Source organism: Variovorax sp. GW823-FHT04F07 (assembly GCF_058795995.1).
Genome location: NZ_JBXAIG010000003.1, coordinates 516,257 through 537,038, shown reverse-complemented (window position 1 = coordinate 537,038; position 20,782 = coordinate 516,257). Strand labels below are relative to the sequence as shown.

General features: G+C 64.5%; 19 protein-coding genes. 3 read left to right on the top strand and 16 right to left on the bottom strand.

Translation table 11 applies throughout. The annotated features are described in order from the left end of the window. Positions 1–92: 92 nt before the first annotated feature. Together AC1RAA_RS17840 and AC1RAA_RS17835 are read left to right on the top strand one after the other, a co-directional pair. Positions 93–1,388, top strand: coding sequence for an HlyD family type I secretion periplasmic adaptor subunit (locus AC1RAA_RS17840; RefSeq protein WP_223301423.1), 1,296 nt, complete (start codon positions 93–95; stop codon positions 1,386–1,388). After that, positions 1,385–2,959 carry a TolC family protein gene (locus AC1RAA_RS17835; RefSeq protein ID WP_390348644.1) on the top strand — a complete coding sequence of 525 codons (1,575 nt, stop codon included), beginning with the start codon at positions 1,385–1,387 and terminating at the stop codon, positions 2,957–2,959. Before AC1RAA_RS17840 ends, AC1RAA_RS17835 begins: the two co-directional genes overlap by 4 nt. Positions 2,960–3,088: 129 nt before the next feature. On the opposite strand, the gene AC1RAA_RS17830 is transcribed toward AC1RAA_RS17835, so the two are convergent. The 16 genes from AC1RAA_RS17830 to AC1RAA_RS17755 form a co-directional block, all read right to left on the bottom strand. Next, positions 3,089–4,501 (bottom strand): sigma 54-interacting transcriptional regulator, encoded by a 1,413-nt coding sequence (locus AC1RAA_RS17830; protein WP_492730934.1) that lies wholly within the window; start codon positions 4,499–4,501, stop codon positions 3,089–3,091. Between the two features lie 24 nt (positions 4,502–4,525). Continuing rightward, positions 4,526–6,301, bottom strand: a complete 1,776-nt coding sequence (locus tag AC1RAA_RS17825; RefSeq protein ID WP_492730936.1) for a TadG family pilus assembly protein — start codon at positions 6,299–6,301, stop codon at positions 4,526–4,528. Between the two features lie 13 nt (positions 6,302–6,314). Beyond that, positions 6,315–6,800 (bottom strand): TadE/TadG family type IV pilus assembly protein, encoded by a 486-nt coding sequence (locus tag AC1RAA_RS17820; protein WP_492730937.1) that lies wholly within the window; start codon positions 6,798–6,800, stop codon positions 6,315–6,317. Then, positions 6,797–7,282, bottom strand: coding sequence for a TadE/TadG family type IV pilus assembly protein (locus AC1RAA_RS17815; RefSeq protein ID WP_492730939.1), 486 nt, complete (start codon positions 7,280–7,282; stop codon positions 6,797–6,799). The genes AC1RAA_RS17820 and AC1RAA_RS17815 overlap by 4 nt, the downstream gene beginning before the upstream one ends. Before the next feature lie 41 nt (positions 7,283–7,323). Beyond that, positions 7,324–7,770, bottom strand: coding sequence for a DUF3613 domain-containing protein (locus tag AC1RAA_RS17810; protein WP_492730940.1), 447 nt, complete (start codon positions 7,768–7,770; stop codon positions 7,324–7,326). After that, entirely contained in the window at positions 7,767–8,729 is a 963-nt protein-coding gene (locus AC1RAA_RS17805; RefSeq protein ID WP_492730942.1) for a tetratricopeptide repeat protein, read from the bottom strand. The genes AC1RAA_RS17810 and AC1RAA_RS17805 overlap by 4 nt, the downstream gene beginning before the upstream one ends. Then, positions 8,726–9,685, bottom strand: coding sequence for a type II secretion system F family protein (locus tag AC1RAA_RS17800; protein ID WP_492730944.1), 960 nt, complete (start codon positions 9,683–9,685; stop codon positions 8,726–8,728). Before AC1RAA_RS17800 ends, AC1RAA_RS17805 begins: the two co-directional genes overlap by 4 nt. Next, on the bottom strand, positions 9,682–10,695 hold the full coding sequence (locus tag AC1RAA_RS17795; protein ID WP_492730946.1) for a type II secretion system F family protein: 1,014 nt from the start codon (positions 10,693–10,695) through the stop codon (positions 9,682–9,684). The genes AC1RAA_RS17800 and AC1RAA_RS17795 overlap by 4 nt, the downstream gene beginning before the upstream one ends. After that, entirely contained in the window at positions 10,688–12,004 is a 1,317-nt protein-coding gene (locus AC1RAA_RS17790) for a TadA family conjugal transfer-associated ATPase (protein ID WP_492730948.1), read from the bottom strand. The genes AC1RAA_RS17795 and AC1RAA_RS17790 overlap by 8 nt, the downstream gene beginning before the upstream one ends. A gap of 7 nt (positions 12,005–12,011) precedes the next feature. Continuing rightward, complete coding sequence (locus AC1RAA_RS17785) at positions 12,012–13,307, bottom strand: CpaE/TadZ family protein (RefSeq protein WP_492730950.1); 1,296 nt, start codon at positions 13,305–13,307, stop codon at positions 12,012–12,014. Positions 13,308–13,342: 35 nt separating this feature from the next. Further along, a complete protein-coding gene (locus tag AC1RAA_RS17780) occupies positions 13,343–14,707 on the bottom strand; it encodes a type II and III secretion system protein family protein (RefSeq protein WP_492731299.1) in 1,365 nt (454 codons plus the stop codon). A 41-nt stretch (positions 14,708–14,748) separates the two neighbouring features. Next, complete coding sequence (cpaB, locus tag AC1RAA_RS17775) at positions 14,749–15,741, bottom strand: Flp pilus assembly protein CpaB (protein WP_492730952.1); 993 nt, start codon at positions 15,739–15,741, stop codon at positions 14,749–14,751. Between the two features lie 82 nt (positions 15,742–15,823). Beyond that, positions 15,824–16,321: an A24 family peptidase gene (locus AC1RAA_RS17770; protein WP_489061587.1), complete on the bottom strand. Its 498-nt coding sequence runs from the start codon at positions 16,319–16,321 to the stop codon at positions 15,824–15,826. Next, the gene (locus tag AC1RAA_RS17765; protein ID WP_489061757.1) at positions 16,318–16,506 is read right to left on the bottom strand and encodes a Flp family type IVb pilin; all 189 of its coding nucleotides are present in this window, start codon (positions 16,504–16,506) and stop codon (positions 16,318–16,320) included. Before AC1RAA_RS17765 ends, AC1RAA_RS17770 begins: the two co-directional genes overlap by 4 nt. 412 nt (positions 16,507–16,918) lie before the next feature. After that, the gene (locus tag AC1RAA_RS17760) at positions 16,919–18,391 is read right to left on the bottom strand and encodes a L,D-transpeptidase family protein (RefSeq protein WP_492730954.1); all 1,473 of its coding nucleotides are present in this window, start codon (positions 18,389–18,391) and stop codon (positions 16,919–16,921) included. Beyond that, positions 18,391–19,557, bottom strand: coding sequence for a nuclear transport factor 2 family protein (locus AC1RAA_RS17755; protein ID WP_492730955.1), 1,167 nt, complete (start codon positions 19,555–19,557; stop codon positions 18,391–18,393). Before AC1RAA_RS17755 ends, AC1RAA_RS17760 begins: the two co-directional genes overlap by 1 nt. 205 nt (positions 19,558–19,762) lie before the next feature. Between AC1RAA_RS17755 and AC1RAA_RS17750 the strand changes: the two genes are divergently transcribed. Further along, positions 19,763–20,767 (top strand): Bug family tripartite tricarboxylate transporter substrate binding protein, encoded by a 1,005-nt coding sequence (locus AC1RAA_RS17750; RefSeq protein ID WP_492730957.1) that lies wholly within the window; start codon positions 19,763–19,765, stop codon positions 20,765–20,767. Positions 20,768–20,782 lie beyond the last annotated feature (15 nt).

Here is a 20,782-nt window from a genome sequence, read left to right as displayed (position 1 = left end):
GGCCACGCGATGCGTGATTCGTGGTTGCCACGGATCGACCGACTGACAGACAGAGACAGGGGAACGGGATTTTGAAACCAGACTTGCCGCAGGTGCTTCAGGGCGAGAGCGAGAAACAGGCGGCGCAGACCACGCCGCAAGGCCGGCGGCGCCAGTGGATCATCGGCGGCGCGGTCGCGGTGCTGGCGGCGGTGGGGCTCGGCTTTCCGATGGAAACCGTCGTCGTCGCACCGGGCCGCGTGATCCCCTCCGACCGCGTGAAGTCGATCCAGCATCTGGAAGGCGGCATCGTCAGCAACGTGCTCGTGAAAGAAGGCGACAAGGTCAAGCAGGGCCAGTCGCTCGTCGAGATCGACCTGGGCGGCAGCGGCCTGAACTTCGAGGAGCTCACCGCGCGCTACGCCGCCACGCAGGCCACGCGCGTGCGGCTCATTGCCGAGAGCCGCGGCCAGCCGCTCAAGCGCGATTCGTTCGATGCCGACATCGACGAAGCCGTGCTCGAAGGCGAGATCGGTGCCTACCAGGCGCGCGCGCTCGAGCAGCGCGGCGTCATGGCCGGCGCCGTGTCGGGCCTGGAGCAGGCGCGCAGCAAGCAGCTCGAACAGCAGGCCAAGGCCAAGGGCCTGAACGACCGGCTCGCGCTGATGCAGAAAGAGCTGGAGATCTCCGAACAGCTGCTGAGCGAAAAACTCGTCGGCCAGGTCGAGGTGCTCGAGAAGCGCCGCCAGGCCGAAGGCGTGCGCAGCGAACTCGCCGTGGCGCGCCAGGGCGTGATCTCGGCGCAGGCCGCCATCACCGAGGCGCAGGCCAAGATGGCCGAGGCCGAGGGCCGCTTTCGCCGCCGCGCATCGGACGAACTCGCCACCGTCGAGCGCCAGTTCGCCAGCCTGAGCGAAGACCTCGCGCGCGCCCGCACCCAGCGCTCGCGCACGGTGGTGAAGGCGCCGGCCGACGGCATCGTGAAGGGCCTGCGCAGCTCCAGCGCCGGCTGGGTCGTGAAGCCCGGCGAATCCATCCTGGAGGTGGTGCCCGACGAGGACGAGATCATGGTCGAGGCGCGCCTCAACCCGAACGACCGCGGCTTTGTCGAAGTGGGGCAGGAGGCGCGCGTGAAGATCACCGCCTACGACTACCTGCGCTACGGCGCCGTCGACGGCAAGGTCAAGCTCGTGGCGGCCGACGCCGATCGCGACGCCGCCATTGCCAGCGGCGCGCCGTACTACCGGCTGCTCATCAGCATGTCGCAGTCGCACGTGGGGCGGCCGGAAAACCGCATCACCGCCGGCATGGAGTCCGAAGTCGACCTGCGCGTGGGGACCGATCCGTTCATCTGGTACATCCTGCGGCCTGTGCTCAAACTGCGGCGCGAAGCCTTCCGCGAACCATGAGCAAGCCCGTGTTGCCGGGCCGGCGCGCGCGCATCGCCCCGGGAGTGCTCTGCGCGACCTTGTGCGTCAGCATGGCGCTGCCGCCCACCGCTTACGCCCAACCGTCGCCTGAGCAGGAGGGGCCGCCTGCAGCGCTGGCACTGTCGCGCCGCCTGTCGCCACCGTCCCTCGGCGCCGCCAGCTACGCGCAGCGCGTGAAGCAGGCGCTCATCGCGCTGTCGCAGGAATACCCCGAAGTGCTGACCGCGCAGGCCGCGGCCAACACCAGCAGCTTCGGCGTCGACGCGGCCCGCATGGCGCGCTACCCGCGCTTCAAGGTCGGCACGTCGTCGGGCACTTACAGCAGCGGCGCCAAGGACGCGAAGAGCGAGAACTACACCGTGCTCACCGCCGAAGCGCGCGTGAGCCTGATCGACGGCGGCGCCATGAGCGCGGCGCAGCGCGCCGCCGAATTCGGCAACCAGGCCGACGACGAAGCCGTTACCACCACGTCGCAGAAAGTGGTGCTCGACGCGCTCACCGCCTACCTGCAGGTGCAGCGCTTCGACCTGAAAAAGCAGATCGCGCATCGCGCCACCGAAGTCGTGGCCGACCTGTCGAAGGCCGAGGCCCGCCGCGTGGCGCTCGGCGTGAGCGGCGACAACGACCTCAACATGGCCGCCTCGCGCCGCGCCCTCGTGGCTGCGCGCGAGTCCGACTTCGAGGCCCAGCGCGACGAGGCGCTGGCCAAGTTCCGCAACTACTTCAAGTTCTCGCCCGCGCCCGAATCGCTGCCCGTGCTCGCCGCGCCGGCGCACTGGCGCATCGGCTCGCAGGAAGAAGCGCTGCGCCGCGCCGAAGCGCGCAGCACCGAACTGGCCGAAGCCCAGGGCCGCGTGGCGCGTGCGCGCGCGCTGGTCGACCAGACCGAAGCCAGCCTGTACCCCACGCTCGACGCCGTCGTCGTGAAGAGCAAGGACCCGCGCGGCGTGTCGCCGCAAGACCCGACGCGCGCCGCCTTCGAACTCAACTGGAACTTCGGCAACGGCTTCGACCGCCAGCTCAAGCTCAAGGGCGCCCTGGCCGAAGTGGCGAACCAGGAAGCCAAGATGGAGGGCGTGAAGCTCAACCTGATGGAGCTCACCGCATCGTCGTGGTCCCGCACCGTGGCCGGCCGCGAACGCGAGCGCCAGTTGATGGAGGCTGTCAGCACCTCGGGCCAGGCCTTCCGCGGTCGCCGCCGCCTCATGGAGTTCGGCCGCGAGACCCTGCCCCAGGTGCTCGATGCCCAACTCGACTACTACACCCTGCTGTTCGACTACATCGACGGCGTGTTCGACCTGCGCATTTCGGAACTGCGCCTGGCGCGCACCACCGGCGAACTGCGCATCGACCCCATCGGCGCCAACAACTGGATCGATCGCATCTTCGGCCCCCCGAGCCGGAACGTCCTGACCGAAGACGGCCTGCTGGGCGCGCTGTGCATCTCGAGCAACACGACCTGCGCGAGCGAACCGTTGGTCGACCGCGCACCGGGCGCATCGATTGCGAACCCGCCGCTGCGCAGAGCGACGCGCCTCGGAACCCAATAGTCGTTCGAGGCAAGCGCAGCGAAGCCCGTTGGTGAAACACCGAGGAACCGGCTTTGCCGGGCCTCAGGTGTTGCCCCCGGTAGGGGGAAGGAGAAGCGGACACGAAGTGCCGCGCAGCCTGGGGGCGAGCTAAGTCTCTTCTGGGATGCCGGGCTCGCCGTCGAGGATCTGGTACTTGCGCATCTTCTCCCACAGCACCTTGCGGCTGATGCCCAGGTGCTGCGCCGTGTCCTGGCGCTTCCAGTCGTTGATCTCGAGCGCCGCGATGATGCGGTTGCGCTCGCTGCTGTTCCAGCCCTTGCGGTCGCCATTCGCGTCGAGCGCGACCCCCGTGCCGTTGCGGTCGGTGGCCAGCGCAGCGGGCGCCGGCGTGCCGCGCGTGAGCGCGATCGCGCGCTGGATCAGGTTCTGGTCCCAGCTGTGCAACTGCCGCGCGATCACGCCCACGCGCTCCGCGAGATTGCGCAGCTGCCGCACGTTGCCGGGGAAGTAGGTTTCGGCCACCGCATCGCTGAGCCAGTGCGGCGTTTCGCCCAAGGCCTCGAGCTCGTCGCCGAGCACGTTCGCCAGCAGCGCCTTGAAGATCGCGATCTTGTCGATCTCGCCGCGCTCTTCGAGGCTCGGCACATGCAGCTCGATGACCGCGAGCCGGTAGAACAGATCGGCCCGAAACTCGCCGCTCGCCACCATCTCGCGCAGGTTGCGGTTCGTCGCCGCCACGAGCCGGAAGTCGACACGGATCGGCGACGTCGCACCCAGCCGCGTGACCGCGCTGTCTTCAAGCACGCGCAGCAGCTTCACCTGCTGATAGCGAGGCAAGTCACCGATCTCATCGAGAAACAACGTACCGCCCGTGGCCTGCTCGAAGTACCCGCGGTGCGCATGCACGGCACCCGTGAACGAGCCCTTCGTGTGGCCGAAGAACAGCGACTCGAACAGCCCGTCGGGGATCGCGCCGCAGTTCACCGCCACGAACGCGCCCTTGCCGTACTGCTGGTGCCCGATGTGAAGCTGCTGCGCAATGCGCTCCTTGCCCACGCCAGTCTCGCCGCGCACCAGCACCGGATGGTTGCAGTCGGCAAAGGCGCCCACTTCGGCGAGCAGCCCTTTCATTGCATCGGAATGCGCCACCAGCACGTCGGGCGCCTGCGGCGCGACATCGCGCGCGCGCAGCTGGCGCACCAGCTTCGCCACCATCGTGCGCAACTCGGCGCAGGTGAAATCGTAGGGCAGGACGTGCAGGTACTCGGGCGGATACGTGCGCGAGTCGCGCTCGCGCGAGGCCGCAGCGACCCAGATCACGGGCATGCCTTGCAGCAGCTCGGTCGCGTGCGGAAGACCGCCGCCATCGATGACGGTGACGCTGATGATCGCAACGGAAGGGCGCAGTGCGACACCGCGGTCCTGCTGAGGTGGCGGCAGGCCATCGGCCCGGATGACTTCCACGTCGAAGCTCGCCATGCACCGCGCAATGCGGTCGAGGATGTCGGCTTTGCCTTCCCAGACAAAGAGGTCGAGTTCGTCGAAGCTGGGAGCACTCATGTATCGAAAGGCAAATGGAATGGGCTAGTAGACAAGCTTCGACTCGCCGCATACGAGAGAAAGCATGCGCACATCGCTGTAGCCAAGCTGAACGCCAAGCAAGTTGAGCAAGGGGACGATGATCGCGTCGAGCAGGCTGAACAGCGGACTCAGAATGCTCAGAACAAAACTCAGCAAAGGAGACAGAATGTCTCCTACTGGCAGCGGAAGAAAGCCGAGAATCACCGGCGTCAATGTCCATTTGGAGGCATTGGTGAAGTTGCCGAGTGTGTTGGAGAGAACCGAGCCGACGGCATTGGAGTTCACGGTCTGAACATCATCGGTGTCTCCGATGACGCCGTTGAAAGTAAGGGTCTGGTAAGCGGTATCGGGAATTTCTGCTTGAACAGGTACCTTGGCATTGACCTGCAGAATGGGAAGGAGACCCCCCAAAAGGCTGATCTCGCTGATCTTGACGGGCGGCATCGCACTGCAATTTACTGGCGCGGTCGTATTCAACATCAAGGCATCGGAGACGCCCGCAATGCAGACGCTCGCTAGCCCGGGCTTGGCCCCTATGCCTACCCTACAGTCGGCCAAGTTACTCGCACACTTGATACTCTCCAATCGAGCATTCCCTTGAGCCACTTCAATGTAGATAGGCAGCCGCAGCAGCGTCACCTTGACCAGCCATGAAAGGCCAGGAACTTCGTTGGTGTCCACCAGCGTGACATCAAGGAGCAGTCTCACCGCCGCTGAATGTGCCTGGGTTCGCCAGTTGTCGTGGCTGTCCTTGCCCGCAGGGCCGATGGCAATTGATGGTGGCTCAACAACTACAAGATGCACATCTGCTTTGGCCAACGCGCCCAGATCGATCGCCGTGCCGAGCTTCACGAGATTCTTTCCGTTGGCGATCTGAGCCGAAGTGGTCAGTAGATCCAGTACGTTGATCGCCGCATTGGCTGCACCTTCTGGAGAGGGTGTAGTGACTTTGATCAGATCTCCGAGCTTTATTTCCACGGATTTCACATTGGCGGAGATGATCGAGTTGAGCGCCTGCACCGCCAGTGTGTTGGAATTTCCGAGTGCCTTAACCATGAGTAGCATGAGGTCGCTCAATTGGATGGGCGTGTTCAGAAGCTGATCCACCGTTCCAACATCGGGCATGGCTGAGATCAGATCAAGCAGTCGAATCTGCGCAATGGCTAGTCCCTGATAGTCCACCAGCCTGAGACTGATCTTATTACCGGTACCGAGCAAGGCATTCAGGAGCTTATTGACGGCGCCTTCATTGAGACTGGCGACGCCCGTCCCAAGAGAAAAAGAGGCGATTGGATCATTGGCAGCGACCGCCTTGCTTTGAATCGTTCGATCTGCTTCAAAAAATGGCAGAAGAGCAACTGGCGTCCTTTTGATCGTGACCCGAACTGCATTCAACTCGGTCGTCGCAACCTCGAAGTGATCAACCGTCGCCTTGTCGGGGGACCATCGGCCACATTCGATATCCCCATCGACCAAAGAGAACATGGCCGGGAGATTCCGCTTGGCGTCTGTGGCACCTGCGCCATTGGCGCTGAGTTTGGCCGCGGTTTTCGCGTCTGCGCAGCCATCAGCGCTGGCGATCATCTGGGCGCCAGCGAGAGCGGCCAGATCGGTTGCTTTTTGTATTTCTCTCTTTACGAAGAAGAGGTACCCCAATTCAGTCCCTATGAGCGTGATGACGATCAGGCTCATCGCGATGGCTGTATTGATCAGAATTGAACCTCGTTGTTGCCGCCCGGTAAGAAAGCCTCCGGTTGCACGGGTGAGTCCTGTAGTCATTTGTTTGGGGCTCTCACGATGTCCTGAGCGCCGTAGTGGCGCTGCCTTTCAGTTGCTCGATCCAATTGCCAGCACCCAGCAGCGGCATCGAGGGAAGGATGCGGGCGTCACCCGTATAAGGGTAGGTAATGGTCACTACACAACTGGTCGCTCCCGCTGCAACCGTGCAAGGCTCGATGGTGACGTGGCCTGAGATCCAGCTTTTCCGACTCGCCGTGTCTGCGTTTGCGGAAGCGGGGATGACGAGTGAGCGAGCCAGGGATTCGACTACAGCCTCCTTGACATTGACCGCATTTGGAGGGTGCGGCAAGAGCCCCGCAGCACGGGCGCCATCTTCGGCGGCACGTGAGACGGCCTGCTGGATATAGAGCGCGGCACCGAAGGTCACCAGCGCGTACATCACGAGAAAGAGAGTCATGAAGACAAGAGCGAACTCGATGGCTGCGACACCACGCTGCTTGCGGTGTCCACAACACGCTTGGTGCCGCACCGTCCTCATGGCTCGGACCTCATGTCAAGCAGCATGCTGGCGCTGCCAGCGATCTTGGCTGGCAGCGCGAAGCTAGGCAGCGGGGGCAAAAGCAAATTCAGATTGCTTGCCTGCACGAAGACCGTGACCTGACAGCGATGACTCCATGTGATTCCGCACGGATAAGGTGCAGTGGTCGCGCATTTGTTGTCGCTTGCCGAGCAAATTTTCGCCGTCGCGCTTACTGTGACAACGGAGGGCATCCAACCGCTTTGAACGGTTGCAATTTTTTCTGCATGCGCTCTCCGCTTCTCTACGTTGCTCTGGTACTGAAGCGCCGCTCGTGCCCCATCTTCTGCAGCGTTCTGTAGCCCTATCCGAAACGCGAACAGCATGCCATAGCAGATGATGGCGTAAAGGATGGTGAAGAAGATCAAGAAGACAAACGCGAACTCGATCGCGTACACGCCGCGCTGGAAGCGCGGCGATGTGAAAGCGCGGGTCGCGTTCATGGTGCTTTTCGGAGTGTCAGAGGCGTAGGAGAAACGGCTCCTTACTTCCCGCCGCCAGTGGTGGTCTTGACCGTTGAGCTCATGCGTTCCGGAATCGAGTACTCGAAGCTCTTCAGATAGCGCTCATAGCTTCTTTGCGCGACATTGCCCGCAATAGGGCGCTGCGTCTTGGATGCGATGTCGCCGCTGCGTTGCCAGGCAAGCAGGCTCAATGTCGCATCGCCGACCTGGTGTGGGAGATCGAAGGCCTCTTGTCCCTCCTCGGCTGCTGGAGTGTCCTGCGCCGGTTGTGGAGAGGATGTCGGCCCAGCGGGACCGGCTCCGGTCACCGCTGATGCCTGACTAGGAGTGATGCCGCCTTGACCAGCGCCTGCGTTGGCGGTCTGCGCAGAGGCCGCTGCCGTCACAAAGAGAAATGCCGCTGCCAGCGCGCAGACGGACAGCGCGGACAGCGCGGACATCCGGTTGGCAGACTGGTTGTTATTCATGGGGTACCTCGTGAGGTCGGATTGGGCGAAAGAGGCGTGTCTGCGGTCGAGACCGGCGGGTTCAGCTGGTTAGCGGTGCGTACGCCGCCCATTCCAGCCCAGCGGGTGGGCTTGAGTGCGAGCGGGACGGAGGTGGGCTCATCACGCAGCAGCGTCGTGGAGGTGCCGGTCGATGCGATGGCAGATGCCGGTGCCGTGGTGGCCGCCGAGGGGGCCCAGGCGGCTGAGGTCCCGACGCCGCGCATCTGCAACGCAGCTGTGCGCACGGCGGCGCGCGTGGCTTCAGGCATGCGGTTCGCATCCATCAGGGCCGTGGCTTGTTCCTGCTGATGCGTGGCCTCGAGGTAAAGCGCCACATTGGCTTGTGCCTGCTTGCTGTCAGGTTGCAGCTGCAAGGCCTGCATCAGCGGCAGCCGTGCCTCCTCAAACTGGCCGGCGCGCAGGCTTGCATACCCCAGATCGCTCAACAGCAATGCGTCGGTCGGCGTGCGGCGCTGCGCTTGCTTGAATAGGTGCACTGCCTCTGCGTAGTGGCCGCGTGCGCCGGCCAGAAGTCCCAGGCCCCTGTAGCCTGCGCTTTCCTGCGGCGTGGTCAGCAAGCGCTTGTAGGCGACCTCCGCGAGTTCGGCCTGGCCGGTCTGGCGCAGCGCGTCGGCGCGCACACGGGTGGAGTCGGGCGTGATGCCCCAGCGCTGCTCCAACGCGTCGATGTGTGCCAGCGACGCGAACCACAAGCCCTGTTGCTGCATCTGGCCGACGACCTTGAGGTAGGTCGCCTGAGTGTCGATATTGGCGCCAGTTTTCGTTTCGCTGGCGGCCTCGAAGGCTTGCCGCTGCTGGGCGTCTTCGCTAGCGGCGTAGTGGTCTTTGGTGGCCGCGCAGCCGGAAACAGCCAGAACCAACCCCACGGCCACGGATGGCCATGCGATGCGTACAGATAGCTTGAAGGGTGCTCTCATTGGCCGACGCTCCCCAATGCACGGAAGATGGCGATGAAGCCGGGGCCTGCGGTCACGATCAGCAACGCAGGCAGCAGTGTGATGACCATGACGCCGGTCATCTTTACGGTGATCTTGCCGATGCGTTCCTTCATTTCAGAGCGACGATGCTCGCGAAGGCGGTCGCTGAAAGCGCGCAGCGGCTCCTGGACCGCACCGCCATGACGATCGACTTGCACCAGTAGCCCAACCAGACTGCGCAAGTTCTCGTTCTTGTGCAGCGTGGCAAGGCGGTGCAGCGAGTGCTCACGCGTACGGCCCTGCGCGTACTGCCGATTGGCCAGCGTCAATTCGTACCCCAGCACGCGCAGCACATGTGAGAAGTCGCTGGCCATGACCTGCAAGCCCTGGTCCAGGCTCATGCCCACGCCTTGCAGCAATCTCAGAAGATCCACGAAGAGCGGTAGCTCTCTGGCCACCCGCATTCGCCGACCTGCGGCAAATCGACCCAGCAGCCATTTCGGACCCATGAAGCCGATCACGAAGAGTGCGGCAAGCGCAGGGATGACTGTGCCTTGCTTGTGCCCTGGGCTCCAGAAGACCAGTGCCAGCAACGGCAACAAGATCGCCAGCAGGATGCGAGTGACAAGAAATACCAACTGCGCGCGTTGAGAAGGCAGCCCGCACTGATCGATAAGGTTGCGGTCTTCGTCAGCAACGAATGCACGTCCGAGGCGCGAATCCAGCCAATGGAATGGCAACTCGACGTCAGGCTTGTACTGCCCCCCGAACTCCGTGTCGACTTCGGTGGTGCCTGTGGCCGATGAGATGGTGCCTTGGTGAATCGCCTTGCCAATCACATGGCCGCTGCGCGCGCGGCGCAACTCCGATGCAATCAACGTACCGCCCACCAAAAGCAGCCCGAGCGCCAGCAGACCCAGGCTGATGGCGGTCAACACACTGGGTGTCAGCATCATGCGATCCTCGCAAGGCGGTACAACAGCAGGCCACCCAGTGCCTGAAGCCCAACGCCTGTGAAGACGAGCACCCTGCCGGTGCCGTCGTTCCACATTCCAAGAAAATAGCTTGGGTTATTCATGATCATGAAAGCGCCGACCCCCACAGGCAGCAGCCCCAGAATCCAGGCCGAAAGCCGTGTTTCTGATGACATCGCCACCAGTTCGTGCTCGGCTTGCTCGCGATCGCGCATGAAGTTGCCTACGCGTTCCAGCAGCAGGTCAGCCCGCCCGCCATAGCGCACGCCCAGCCCGAGGATTGACGAGAGAAGGAACATCTCTTCGACACGTACATTGGTGGCGGTCTGGTGCAGGGCCTTGTCCAAGTCGACACCTGCGCGCACCAGCGCAGCCGAGCGCTCCAAGTGACCGCGCAGAGGCTCCTGCGTGCTGCCGATCGCAAGCTGGAAGGCGGCCTGCGTCGAATTGCCGATGGTGATCAGGCGAACCATGGCGTCGATGTAGCTGGGCAACTGACCAACCAGCTTGCGGCGCATCTTTTGCAACCGAAGCCAAATTGCGAAAGTTCCAGCCAACGCGAACAGGAGCAGTGCAGCGAACGCGGCGAGCCAGCCACCGAAGAGGCCGGCAACCAGTGACAGCGCCACAACGGCCAAGAAGCCGAGTACGAGTATCTGGGGCTCGACCACGCCAACCAGCCAGCCGGGCATGATCCGGTCGAGCCATCGCTTGGGCCGAGCAGCCGCTGCAGCAGTAGCCTCGGTCTCGAGCCATGGGTCGGTGGTCAGTCCGGAGCTGAGGTTGCCGATTGGCTCGGCTGCCCGCGTAGGCAGCATCGCAGAGAAGGCTGCTGGAGCCGAGGAGCCCGTACCAGCCTGGATCTGCTGATCGAGATGCCGCTCGACAGCGTGTTGCGTCTGCCGCTTCTTCGCCCACTGCCAAAGGAACAACCCGCACGCTGCCAGCAGCAACGCAGCCACGGCAACACCGAGCAGCACGACCTCACGCACGATGCTCTCCCTGCTGTGTGCGTGCGAGCGACTGCCGGAATCGTGTGATCTTCGGAGAATGCGGCGCAATGCCGAGAGACACCCAGCGGTCGCGCTCCTCTCCGTCGGGTGAAATGATCGGCTCGTAGCGATACAGTTCCTGCATCGCCACCACGTTGTCGTTCACGCCGGTAACTTCGCTCAGCGAGATGATGCGGCGCTGACCATTCGACATCCGTCCGATCTGCACGATGAAGTCGATCGCGCTGGCGATCTGACGCCGCAGGCTCACTTCGCTTCCTTGGTAGCCAGCAAAGCCTGCAAGCATTTCGAGGCGATAGAGGCATTCGCGTGGCGAGCTTGCGTGGATCGTCCCCATCGAGCCTTCGTGGCCGGTGTTCATTGCCTGCAGCATCTCGATGACTTCGGCGCCGCGCACTTCGCCCACGATGATGCGGTCCGGCCGCATGCGCAGGCTATTGCGAAGCAGGTCACGGATCGAGACCACGCCCGTGCCGTCGAACCCGCCGGGGCGGCTTTCCAGCCGCACCACGTGACTGGTGCTGAGCGAGAGTTCGGCGGTGTCTTCGATGGTGATCACGCGCTCGCGTGCCGGAATGAAGCTGGCCAACGCGTTGAGCAGCGAAGTCTTACCCGAACTGGTGCCGCCGCTCACGAGGACGTTGCAGCGTGCGCGCACCGCGATCTCGAGCAGTTGCGCCATGCCAGCATCGAAGGTACCAAGTTTCACCAAGTCAGCTGGCGTGAGCGGCTCCTTACGGAACTTTCGAATCGAAACGGAGAGTCCGTCAATCGCCAACGGCTCGATGATCACGTTGATGCGACCACCGTCGGGCAATCGCGCATCTACCATCGGATTGGCCTCGTCGAGGCGACGGCCCAGCGGTGCCAGGATGCGACGCACGATCCGCATCACGTGCTCGGAATCCGCGAAGCGCAGCGTTTCGCGCTCCAGCATGCCGTGCCTCGACACATAGACGTTCTGGTAGCCGTTGATCAGGATGTCTTCGACGGCCGGGTCGTTCAGCAGATCTTCCAGCGGGCCGAAGCCTGCCAGCTCCTTGGTCAGCGCATCGGCGATGAGCTGCATCTCGCGGTCGTTGATTGGCACGCGGCGCAGGCGCACGAAACTGTCGACCTCCAGTTCGACAAACTGCTGGATCGATGCGCGCGACCAGCGGCCAAATTCCGCGCCTAGCTCTTCGATGCGACTCAACAGATGGTCGTGCGTCCAGCTCTTGATGTCCTGGAACTGCTGGGAGTTGATGAACGCCTGGTCGTCGTCGGCAAATTCGATATCAGTGGACATGGGCTGTTCAACCTTGGGTAGGGCTCTTCCGGAAGCCAGTGACCTTCGACATCAGCGTCGAAGTCCAGCGCGTAGTTCCGACTGGCGCCGGCGCCGTGCCTGTCGCGCACTCTTGGTGCAGGCCGCGTGCGAGGCTGGTCACCGCCTGTGAATACGGGTCGTTGCGCGCGATGCGAACCAGCATCTCGCCGCGACTTGCGGCGCCGAGCAATTGGGCGCTGCGTGCCGGCAACACGTGGCGAAGCGGCAGTTCGAGCCGCTCGGCAATGTCTTTGGCCGAAAGCCCCACGTGACCGTCGAACTTGTTGACAACGAGCGACAGCTGATCGGTCTCGATGCCGCGTGTGCGCAGTTCCTTGAGCATGGTTGCGGTGGACACGATGGCGCCGATGCTTTGGTCGCACACGACCCAGGAACGCTGGGCTTCCTTCACCGTCTGTGCCACGAAGTCGATGGTCGAGAAGCCGCCAAGGTCGGCAATCTGGAAATCGAAGAAGTCGCCCAGCCGTTTGATCAGCGCGACGGAGTCGGCGTGCGAGATTTCGCGTACCTGTGCGAGGCTTGCGGGCAATGGCAACACCGCGATGCCGCTGGCGTGATGCGCGAGAGCGGTCTGCAGCAGTGTCTGGTCGAGGCGGCGCAGGTTGCGCACGCCATCGACGAAGCTGAAACTGCTCTGCGTGTCGAGATAGAGCAGGCCGTCGCGTGCAGGCAGGCCCAGGTCGAGCAGGGCCACGCCATGTCGCGCGCTACGGCCCGGTGTCTTGGCCGACGCTTGTGCTGGCTGCGCCAGTTGATCGTTGAGCACGAGCGACAGGCTGGCCGCGAGCGTGGTCACGCCGATGCCTGGCCGGGCGCCCAGCAGCGCGATGGTGCTTCCACGCGTGCCGATCGACAGGTTGCTGCGTCGCTCAAGCAGCTTGCGCAGTGTGTTGACCGCATCGGTCTGCGGTGCGGCCATGTCGATGAAATCGTCCACGCCGGCACGCAGCGCGGCCAGCATCGACGCCGGCTCGACTGAGACGCCCGTTGCCAGCACAGGCAGTGCTGCCCAGTCACGCTTGAGGCGTTGGTGCAATTCGCTTGCAGCTTCGGCGTGGTCACCAGAGAAGTCGAGAAAGACGGCCGCCGGGCTGAGCAGAGCGATGCGCTCATCGAGCGACTTGATGTCGGGCGACAGCATCACCACCGCACCTAGTCTGGCAAGGGCGTCGGTCAACCACGTGATGTGGCCGTCGTTGGGGGAGGCGAAGAGATAGGTCTCCGCGCCGGTCTCTGGAAGGTGATCACGGGGGGCATTCATGGCGTCGGCCACAGGTCGCGAACGGCTGGTTTCCATCAACGGGAGAAGCCCGGCACTGTTGTGCCAGAGGCCGGCCCCAGAAGGTGAGCGCGCCACACGGGGCCATCGCGCTGCTCGGCGCCGCCGGGAAGGTACGGTGTGAGGTCGGTGTTGCGTGCGATCGGCTTCACCAAGTGCGGTGTGACGAGAATGACCAGTTCCTTCTCGCTCATCTGGTACCTGTTCTGTTTGAAGAACGTACCGAGTACCGGGATGTCGCCGAGCAGTGGCACCTTGTCCGCGTTCGAGGTGGTGGTGCGGCTCACTAGGCCGCCGATGATGAAGCTCTCGCCGTCGCCGAGTTCGACCGTGGTGTCGGCGCGGCGCGTGGTGATGGCCGGCACGGCCACACCGCCGATGCTCAGCGAGTTGGTGTAGTCGAGGTCGCTGGCTTCCGGTGCGACCTTCAGCACGATGCGCTCGTTCGAGAGTACCGTGGGAGTGACTGTGAGACCGATGCCGAAGGGCTTGTACTCGATGCTCGTGGAGCCAAGCCCCTGCGGGGCGGGCACGGGCAGTTCTCCGCCGGCCAGGAAGCTGGCGCTCTGGCCCGACAGCGCCACCAGCGTGGGCTCGGCGAGCACGCGCGCCATGCCATTGCCTTCGAGGAAGCCGACGTTCAGTCCAATGCCGGCCTTGCCGAAGTTGAACAGCAGGCTGAAGGCTTGTGCGAGCGGGTTGCTGTATTCGCCGCTGATGCTTCCATCCGGCGCGAACGTCGCGGACTTGAGTGATGCCGGCGTGAAAGAGCCAAAGCTGAACCCGTTGGAATTAGCGCGCGTGCTGAAGATGTTGAGGCCCGCTTGCTTGAGCACACTGCGGTTGAACTCGACGACCTTCACCTCTACCTGCACGGTGTTGCTGCGCACGTTGACGATGGAGCGGTCGATTAGGGGCGTTTTTTCTCCGTTGCTCGCCAAGGCAACATCGCGCGCCTCTTGATGGGCATCCATGCTGCTGAGTGAGCCGGTGACGGTGGAAGCGTGACGCCGTACTTCGAGCGCATACACCGTGGCGGTCGACTGGCCCTTTTCCCAGACCATCAGCGTGGTCCGCCCTGCGACCTTGCCTGTCACGATCAGGCGTGCGGCCGGTGAGTTCGGCGCTTGGCGGGTAAGCGCGACCCCAGCCACCGCTTCGTCGGCAATGGCCATGCGCTCGATGCCCTTCGGGATCAGCAATTCCTTCTGCGTACCGGCATCGACGCGGAATTGGATCGGCGCCCCCGAAGCGACGGCTTGCGCATTGGCGACCGAGGACGCAACAGGCCAGATGCCCGGTGCCAGCAGGCACAGCGCCACGAAGGTCGGGCGCAGGGCATGGACTGGAGCGTTAGGTTTCGCGCGGGGAGGATGCGGCATGGTGTTTTTTTCGTGCGGGGCGTGCATGAGGGTGACGCCGATCAATAGTGGATGGTTTCGCTTCGATCGCCGCGAATGACCTCGACCGGGAGTCCGCCGCGGCTGCCGCCGGTGCTGGTTGTTGCGACGGGCCGTGCCGGGGCAGTGGGCGCGCGCAGGGCGCCGGGCTTGCCGCCGGTCACGAAATCGGCAGCCGTCAGGCCAGCTTGGGCGCGGTCCAAGCCTTCGAGCGGGGCGCGCGGCGGTTCGCCGCGCTTCGGTTGTACGGGCTGCAGGGCGGTGGGCAATTCGGCGAACAGCTTTGGATCGGGTTCCGACATGTCGGTGGGATTGCGCAGCGCCAGCAGCAGGCGGCCGCTGTTCTCGGCGAGCGTCAAACGATTGACGTCGTCCACCGGCACCGCGAGCACGACTGTGCGTGCGGCCTCGGCGCGTTGCTGCTGCGCCTGGGGGTTGCCGTTCTTGTCGGTCTTGGAAGGCAAGCCGTCGATGGATGCAGTGCCGAAGGCCAGCACACGCTTGCGTGACAGGAGTAAGCGCGCCTGACTGCGGTCGATATCTTTGCTGTCTGACTTCAGCATCAAGAACACGTCGACGAAGTCGCCAGGCTGGACCTTGTTGCCCACACCCATAACCTCGTCAGCCTTGATCGCCACGGCGCGCTCGCCCTCGGCAACGCGCAAAGCCAGACCGGAAACCAACTGCCCTTCCAACAGAGGCGAGCCTTCGCCCAGGTCGATCACCGGGACGCGGCCGGCGAGAGACGCGGTCTCCTTGAAGGCCCCGGTCGGATTGATCGTCAGTTGTTCCACACGCAGCGCGTCCACTGGTATCGCCTCACCGGCTGGCAGCGGCTTGGAGGCGACGACCACGGGGAATGTCTGCGCCTGCGAAGTCTTGGCAGTCGCTGCGCCAGCGCTTGCGGCTGCTGGCGGCGGAGGCGGTGCCTTGCGGCTGAGAACCCATGCATAGCCTCCGAGTGCAAAGGCCAGAAGCACGAGAACGGCAGCGATGATTTTGGTGAGGTTGATCATGGGCGGCGAACTGAAGGAGGGGAGCAAGCGATCACGATGAAAGAGATGAAGTGCCTGCGAGTCGGGGCAGAGCTAGTTGTGGCTAGCTCTGTCGCCCCCAAGCCATCCATGCCGCCGTGGCCAACGCGAGATAGGCCGCATAGGGAATGATGCGAGGCCGCCGCGTCGGGGCGCCGGATTCTGCTGTTCGCGACGGGCCGGTAAGCAAGAAGGCAAGTCGCGGGAAGAAGGGCCAGCGCTTAAGGGCGAGCCAGAGGACGCTATGGGCGCCGGCCATCAGGCTGGCGACGATCCAGATCGGTATCAGGGCCGACAGGCCGACCCACAGTCCCAGGGCGCCGGCGAACTTCACGTCGCCTGCTCCCATGAGACCCGTTGCGTAGAAGAGGATGAGGAAGCCGAAGCCTGCTGCCGCGCCAAGAAGCGCCGCTTTCCAATCGTGCCCGAGGGGTCCTGCATCCAAGGCCAGTGCCCCAATTGCAAGGGTGGCGCCTGCGAGCACTAACCAGTTGGGAACGCGGCGCCTCTGGAAGTCATAGACCACGGCAAAACTCAGCCAGAGGAGGAATACGACGTTCAAGTCAAAGTAACGCTGCTGAGCTTGGTTGCAATCTTGCCAAACAATTTTTTCAGCTCGTCGCCGAGACCACCGGTTGTACTGAATGCAGCGACCAAAACGACGGCCATCAGCCCCGCAATAATTCCATATTCAATTGCAGTAGCACCTTCTTCATCGCGCAGAAAACGAGTAATAGAACTAAGCATGGTGATCTCCTGAAAGGAAGTGTTAACAAAGGCTGGCACGGTGGATGTTATACAGCGTAACTCCGTGTATCAACAGGAGAAACACACCGGATCGAGTCCCGGATGTGCTACTCGGAGGGGTAAAGCAGGAAGGCGGCCAGCCTCGTTCGGCCCCCGCAACGGGGCAGAAAAGGTCACTTATTCACAGTCTGGAGATGTTCGTTTCCCTCTGTAAACCGCATGCAGCCTTGCATGGACGAGGGGAACACGTTACGGGCGTGGGAACGTCCGGACGTTGAGCGTTACGGGAACATGCCCGTTACGTGTTACGTAGCGCGGTACCTAGGAGTGCAATTTGTAACACTCGACAAGGCGGCTCCGTTTGGGCAATAAATCACACTTTTGGGGCCGAGACCCCTTCGGTGATGTGGGCTCAGCCGAGGATTTCTTCGTGGAAGAGCTTCCACTCGCCGCCCTGGCGCAGCCAGTACTGGCGGCGGGTGCGGCCGTTCTTCTCGCCCTCGAACACCTCGCCGAAGGTGGCGACCATGGTGTCCTCGGTGTCGCGCCAGTGCAGGTACGACGTGTCCTTGATTTGCACTCGTTTACCTTGTGCGTAGGTCAATTCGTCGCGGAGTACCGCATCGGCATCGACGGGCTTGCGGCTGGCACGCTGGAAATCCGGCAAATAGAATTTTTTCAATTGCGCTTCATTGCCGCTGGCGCGCGCGTCTTTCCAGGCGGTAATTGAATCGGCGAATTTCTTTGTTTCTTTTTCGGCCTGCGGCTGCGAAATCCATTGCAGGCTGCGCGCGGTGACGACGGGGGTGGCGCCGATCTGGACCTTGCGCAGCAGCTGCTTGAGGTCGGGGTTGGCCATGACGACGCAGCCGTCGCTGGCCAGCGGCGCCCGCGCGAACTGCTGGGGCGGGGTGCCGTGCAGCCAGATGCCGCTGCCGGTCTTGCCGCGCCGCACGTCGTACGGGTTGGGGTAGTTGATGGGCAGGGCGCCGGCGCCGTAGAAGTCTCTCAGCGAGCGCGGGTCGAGGCTGCTGGTGATGTAGTACACCCCCAGCGGGGTGCGCGCGTCGCCTTCGACGGCCTTGTCAGTGCCCGACTTGCCGACGGAGATGTAGTAGTCGGCAACGAGCTTCAGGCCCTTGTCGGAGTTCTCGAACAGGTACAGCCGCGAGCGCGAGGCGTCGACGGCAATGGCGAAGCGGCTGCGGGTCGAGAGGGTGAGGAACTGCGAGGGCACGGTGCCGGCGGGCGGGCGTTCGCGCAGGGCCTGCAGGCGGCGGCGCGATTCCTCGTGCAGCTCGACCATGGCCGGGTTGCCGCGCAGGCGCGCGATGCCGGCGGTGTCGGGCATGGCGTTCGAGGGCGGCACCTGCGCTGCGAGCAGGTCGCCGTACACGAGCTGCGCGAGCTGGAAGTTCGGGTGGTCGCGCACGAGGGTCTGGGCCTTGGCCAGCGCCTCGCGGGTCTTGCCGCGGCCGAACAGTTCGTAGACGCCGATCAGGCGGGCCTCGGCGCCGCTGGCTTCCTGCAGCGGCGCGGCGGTTCTGGCGGTCTTGCGGGCCGGGCGCGTGGCGCCCGCGTTGTCTGCTGCGACGGCGGACCGCTTGCCCTTGGCCTGCAGCTGCGTCTTGCTGGCGCCGCTGCCGGCTTTGGCGCCTCGGGCTTCCTTGGCGGACGCACGGCTGCCGCCCGCCTTGGCGGCCTTGGTGCCGCTGGTCTTGGCGTTGGCCGACTTGCTGGAACTGTTGCTGTTGTTGGCTGCGAGCGCGGCGCCGGGCGTGGCCAGCAGGAGCGCAGAAGCGGCCGTCAAGGCCGCGAGCAGCTTCCCGCTCCGCAGCGGGAACGGGAGGGTCTGAAGCCGGCCGTGCCGGACGATGTCTGCCACTAGCCGCCGACGCTTTCCTTGCGAATGTGCCACTGGTTGCCGGAGCGTTGCAGCTCGAGCGTCTTACGGCTCGCGATGTTGAGGTTGTCGGCGCGGTAGACCTGGCGGAACTTCGCGGTGGCGGTCTGTCCGTCGACCTTGATCGCGAGGTTCTCGAGGTTCACGCTGATGCTGGACTTGCCGACGATGCGGGCGCGGCGGTCTTCTTCCCAGGCCTTGCGGCTCTGGCCGCCGGCGGGCACGAAGTCGCTGCCGTAGGCGGCGAGGTAGCGGTCCATGTCCTGGCTGGCCCAGGCCGAGGCCCAGCCGCGCACGACGGATTCGATCTCGGCGTTGGAAGCCGGGGCTGCAGCAGGCGCTGGTGCCGGTTCAGGCGTCTTGGCGACCGGCGCGGGGGCTGCGGCCATCTTGACGGGTGGTGCGACAGGCGCGGCGGCAGGTGCCGGCGCGGGCGCAGGCGGCGCCTTGGCGACGGGCGCAGGCGCGGGCACGGGGGCCGGAGCAGGTGCCTTGGCGACCGGTGCGGGCGCAGGCGCCGGGGCAGGCTTCGCAGCCGGTGCCGGTGCGGGCGTCGTCGTGGCCGAAGCCACGAGGGTCGAGCCCTTGGAGCCGGCCGCCGGCGGGGCGGTGAAGAGCGTGCGGATCACGGCCAGCTTGGGTTGCACGGCGGTGTTGTTCTGGTCGAGCTGCAGCGCCTTGCTGTAGGCCTGGCTGGCCAGCCGCGCGTACACGTCGCCGAGGTTTTCCTGGGCGGTGGCGTAGCTGGGGTTGGTGCGAATGGCGCTTTCGAGGGCGTTGCGGGCCTTGTCGAACTGGTTCTGGCTCGCGTAGATGACGGCGAGGTTGTTGAACGGCTCGGGCAGCTCGGGTGCGTCCTGCGTGAGCTGGGTGAAGGCGGCGATGGCCTCGGCGCGCTTGCCGGTGTCGAGCTGGATCACGCCCTTCAGGAAGCGCATCTGCGGATCGCGCGGCTTGTCCTTGAGGAAGGCCTCGGCCTTGGTCATGGCCTCGTCGAGCTTGCCGGACTGCATCAGGCGGTCGACCTCTTCGTGCTCGGTCGCGGCCAGCGCGGGAAGCGCGGCGCCGCAGGCCGCAACGGCCAGGAGCAGGGCGCGCACGGTGGGGGAGAAGCTGAAGCGGGCGCGAGGCCGGGGGCTCTTGGGCATTGCGGACAAGACCTCGTTGGTGGGGAAGGGGAATGCGGCAGGCATTGTAAATGCGCCCGTCACCTCTGGATACCAAGCTGACGGAGCCCTGCGATGGCCCTATTCACAGTTGTGCCGAACTTGTGCGCTGCAGCATCATCATGTAACGTCTCGTAAGCAAAATGCACGTGTTTACCCTGATTTTTCCAACCCTCCGGAGTCCGTCTTGAAGATCACCAAACGCCGCCTGCTCGAAGGCGGCGCTGCAGCCATTGCCACCTCGCTGTTCACGCCGGCCTCGTGGGCCCAGCGCGCAGCAGGCGGCGATGCCGCCTGGCCAACCAAGCCCGTGCGCATCCTCGTGGGCTTTCCGGCCGGCGCCTCGCCCGACCTGGCGGCGCGCGCCATCGCGGAGCCGCTCTCGAAGCTCCTGCGCCAGCCGGTGACGGTGGAGAACAAGCCCGGCGCCAGCGGCAACCTCGTGGCTGCCGAAGTGGCCAAGGCCACGGACGACCACACGATTGGCGCGCTCATCAACGGCAACCTCACGATCGCCAAGCTGCTGAACCCGTCGCTCGACTTCGACCCCGAGAAAGACTTCGCACCCGTCGGCCTGATCGGCACCGCGCCGCTGGTGCTGGTGGTGTCGGGCGGCGCCACGGGCAAGACCGCGGCCGACCTGCTGCTGTGGGTGCGCAACCTGGGCAGCGCCGGCAAGTACGGCACGCCGGGCGTGGGCACCGTGGGCCACCTGGGCATGGAGCTGCTCAAGAGCCGCGCGGCCATCACCGCGCAGCACAAGCCCTACACGGGCAACCCGCAGGTGATCGCCGGCATCCTCGCGGGCGAGATTCAGCTGGCGCTGCTGCCGCCGGGCCTGGCGATGCCGCATGTGAAGTCGGGCAAGCTCAAGGCCATCGGCGTGACCTCGCCCGAGCGCAGCCCGCTGGTCAACGAGCTGCCGACGATCCGCGACGCCGACGTGCGCGGTGCTGACCTCGAGATCTGGACCGCGCTCGCCGCGCCCGCGAGCATGAAGCCGGCGGCTGTGACCAAGCTCAACGCCGCGCTGGTCGAGGTGATCAGCTCGCCCGAGGTGAGCGGCGAGCTGCTCAAGACCGGCTGGCAGGCGCAGCCCGGTTCGCCCGACACGCTGGCCAAGCGCATGCGCGCCGACACCACTCGCCTGGGCGGCGTGATCCTCATGAAAGGCATTCGCTCAGAGGCCTGAGCCAGTGCCAGCGCG

Excerpts from the sequence above, each read along its gene's own strand:
- AC1RAA_RS17755 (WP_492730955.1), bottom strand. The coding sequence starts at position 19,557 with ATGCCCAAGAGCCCCCGGCCTCGCGCCCGCTTCAGCTTCTCCCCCACC.
- AC1RAA_RS17835 (WP_390348644.1), top strand. The coding sequence starts at position 1,385 with ATGAGCAAGCCCGTGTTGCCGGGCCGGCGCGCGCGCATCGCCCCGGGA.
- AC1RAA_RS17805 (WP_492730942.1), bottom strand. The coding sequence starts at position 8,729 with ATGAGAGCACCCTTCAAGCTATCTGTACGCATCGCATGGCCATCCGTG.
- cpaB (WP_492730952.1), bottom strand. The coding sequence starts at position 15,741 with ATGATCAACCTCACCAAAATCATCGCTGCCGTTCTCGTGCTTCTGGCC.
- AC1RAA_RS17800 (WP_492730944.1), bottom strand. The coding sequence starts at position 9,685 with ATGATGCTGACACCCAGTGTGTTGACCGCCATCAGCCTGGGTCTGCTG.
- AC1RAA_RS17830 (WP_492730934.1), bottom strand. The coding sequence starts at position 4,501 with ATGAGTGCTCCCAGCTTCGACGAACTCGACCTCTTTGTCTGGGAAGGC.
- AC1RAA_RS17765 (WP_489061757.1), bottom strand. The coding sequence starts at position 16,506 with ATGCTTAGTTCTATTACTCGTTTTCTGCGCGATGAAGAAGGTGCTACT.
- AC1RAA_RS17815 (WP_492730939.1), bottom strand. The coding sequence starts at position 7,282 with ATGAACGCGACCCGCGCTTTCACATCGCCGCGCTTCCAGCGCGGCGTG.
- AC1RAA_RS17810 (WP_492730940.1), bottom strand. The coding sequence starts at position 7,770 with ATGAATAACAACCAGTCTGCCAACCGGATGTCCGCGCTGTCCGCGCTG.
- AC1RAA_RS17820 (WP_492730937.1), bottom strand. The coding sequence starts at position 6,800 with ATGAGGACGGTGCGGCACCAAGCGTGTTGTGGACACCGCAAGCAGCGT.
- AC1RAA_RS17780 (WP_492731299.1), bottom strand. The coding sequence starts at position 14,707 with ATGCCGCATCCTCCCCGCGCGAAACCTAACGCTCCAGTCCATGCCCTG.
- AC1RAA_RS17825 (WP_492730936.1), bottom strand. The coding sequence starts at position 6,301 with ATGACTACAGGACTCACCCGTGCAACCGGAGGCTTTCTTACCGGGCGG.
- AC1RAA_RS17790 (WP_492730948.1), bottom strand. The coding sequence starts at position 12,004 with ATGTCCACTGATATCGAATTTGCCGACGACGACCAGGCGTTCATCAAC.
- AC1RAA_RS17785 (WP_492730950.1), bottom strand. The coding sequence starts at position 13,307 with ATGAATGCCCCCCGTGATCACCTTCCAGAGACCGGCGCGGAGACCTAT.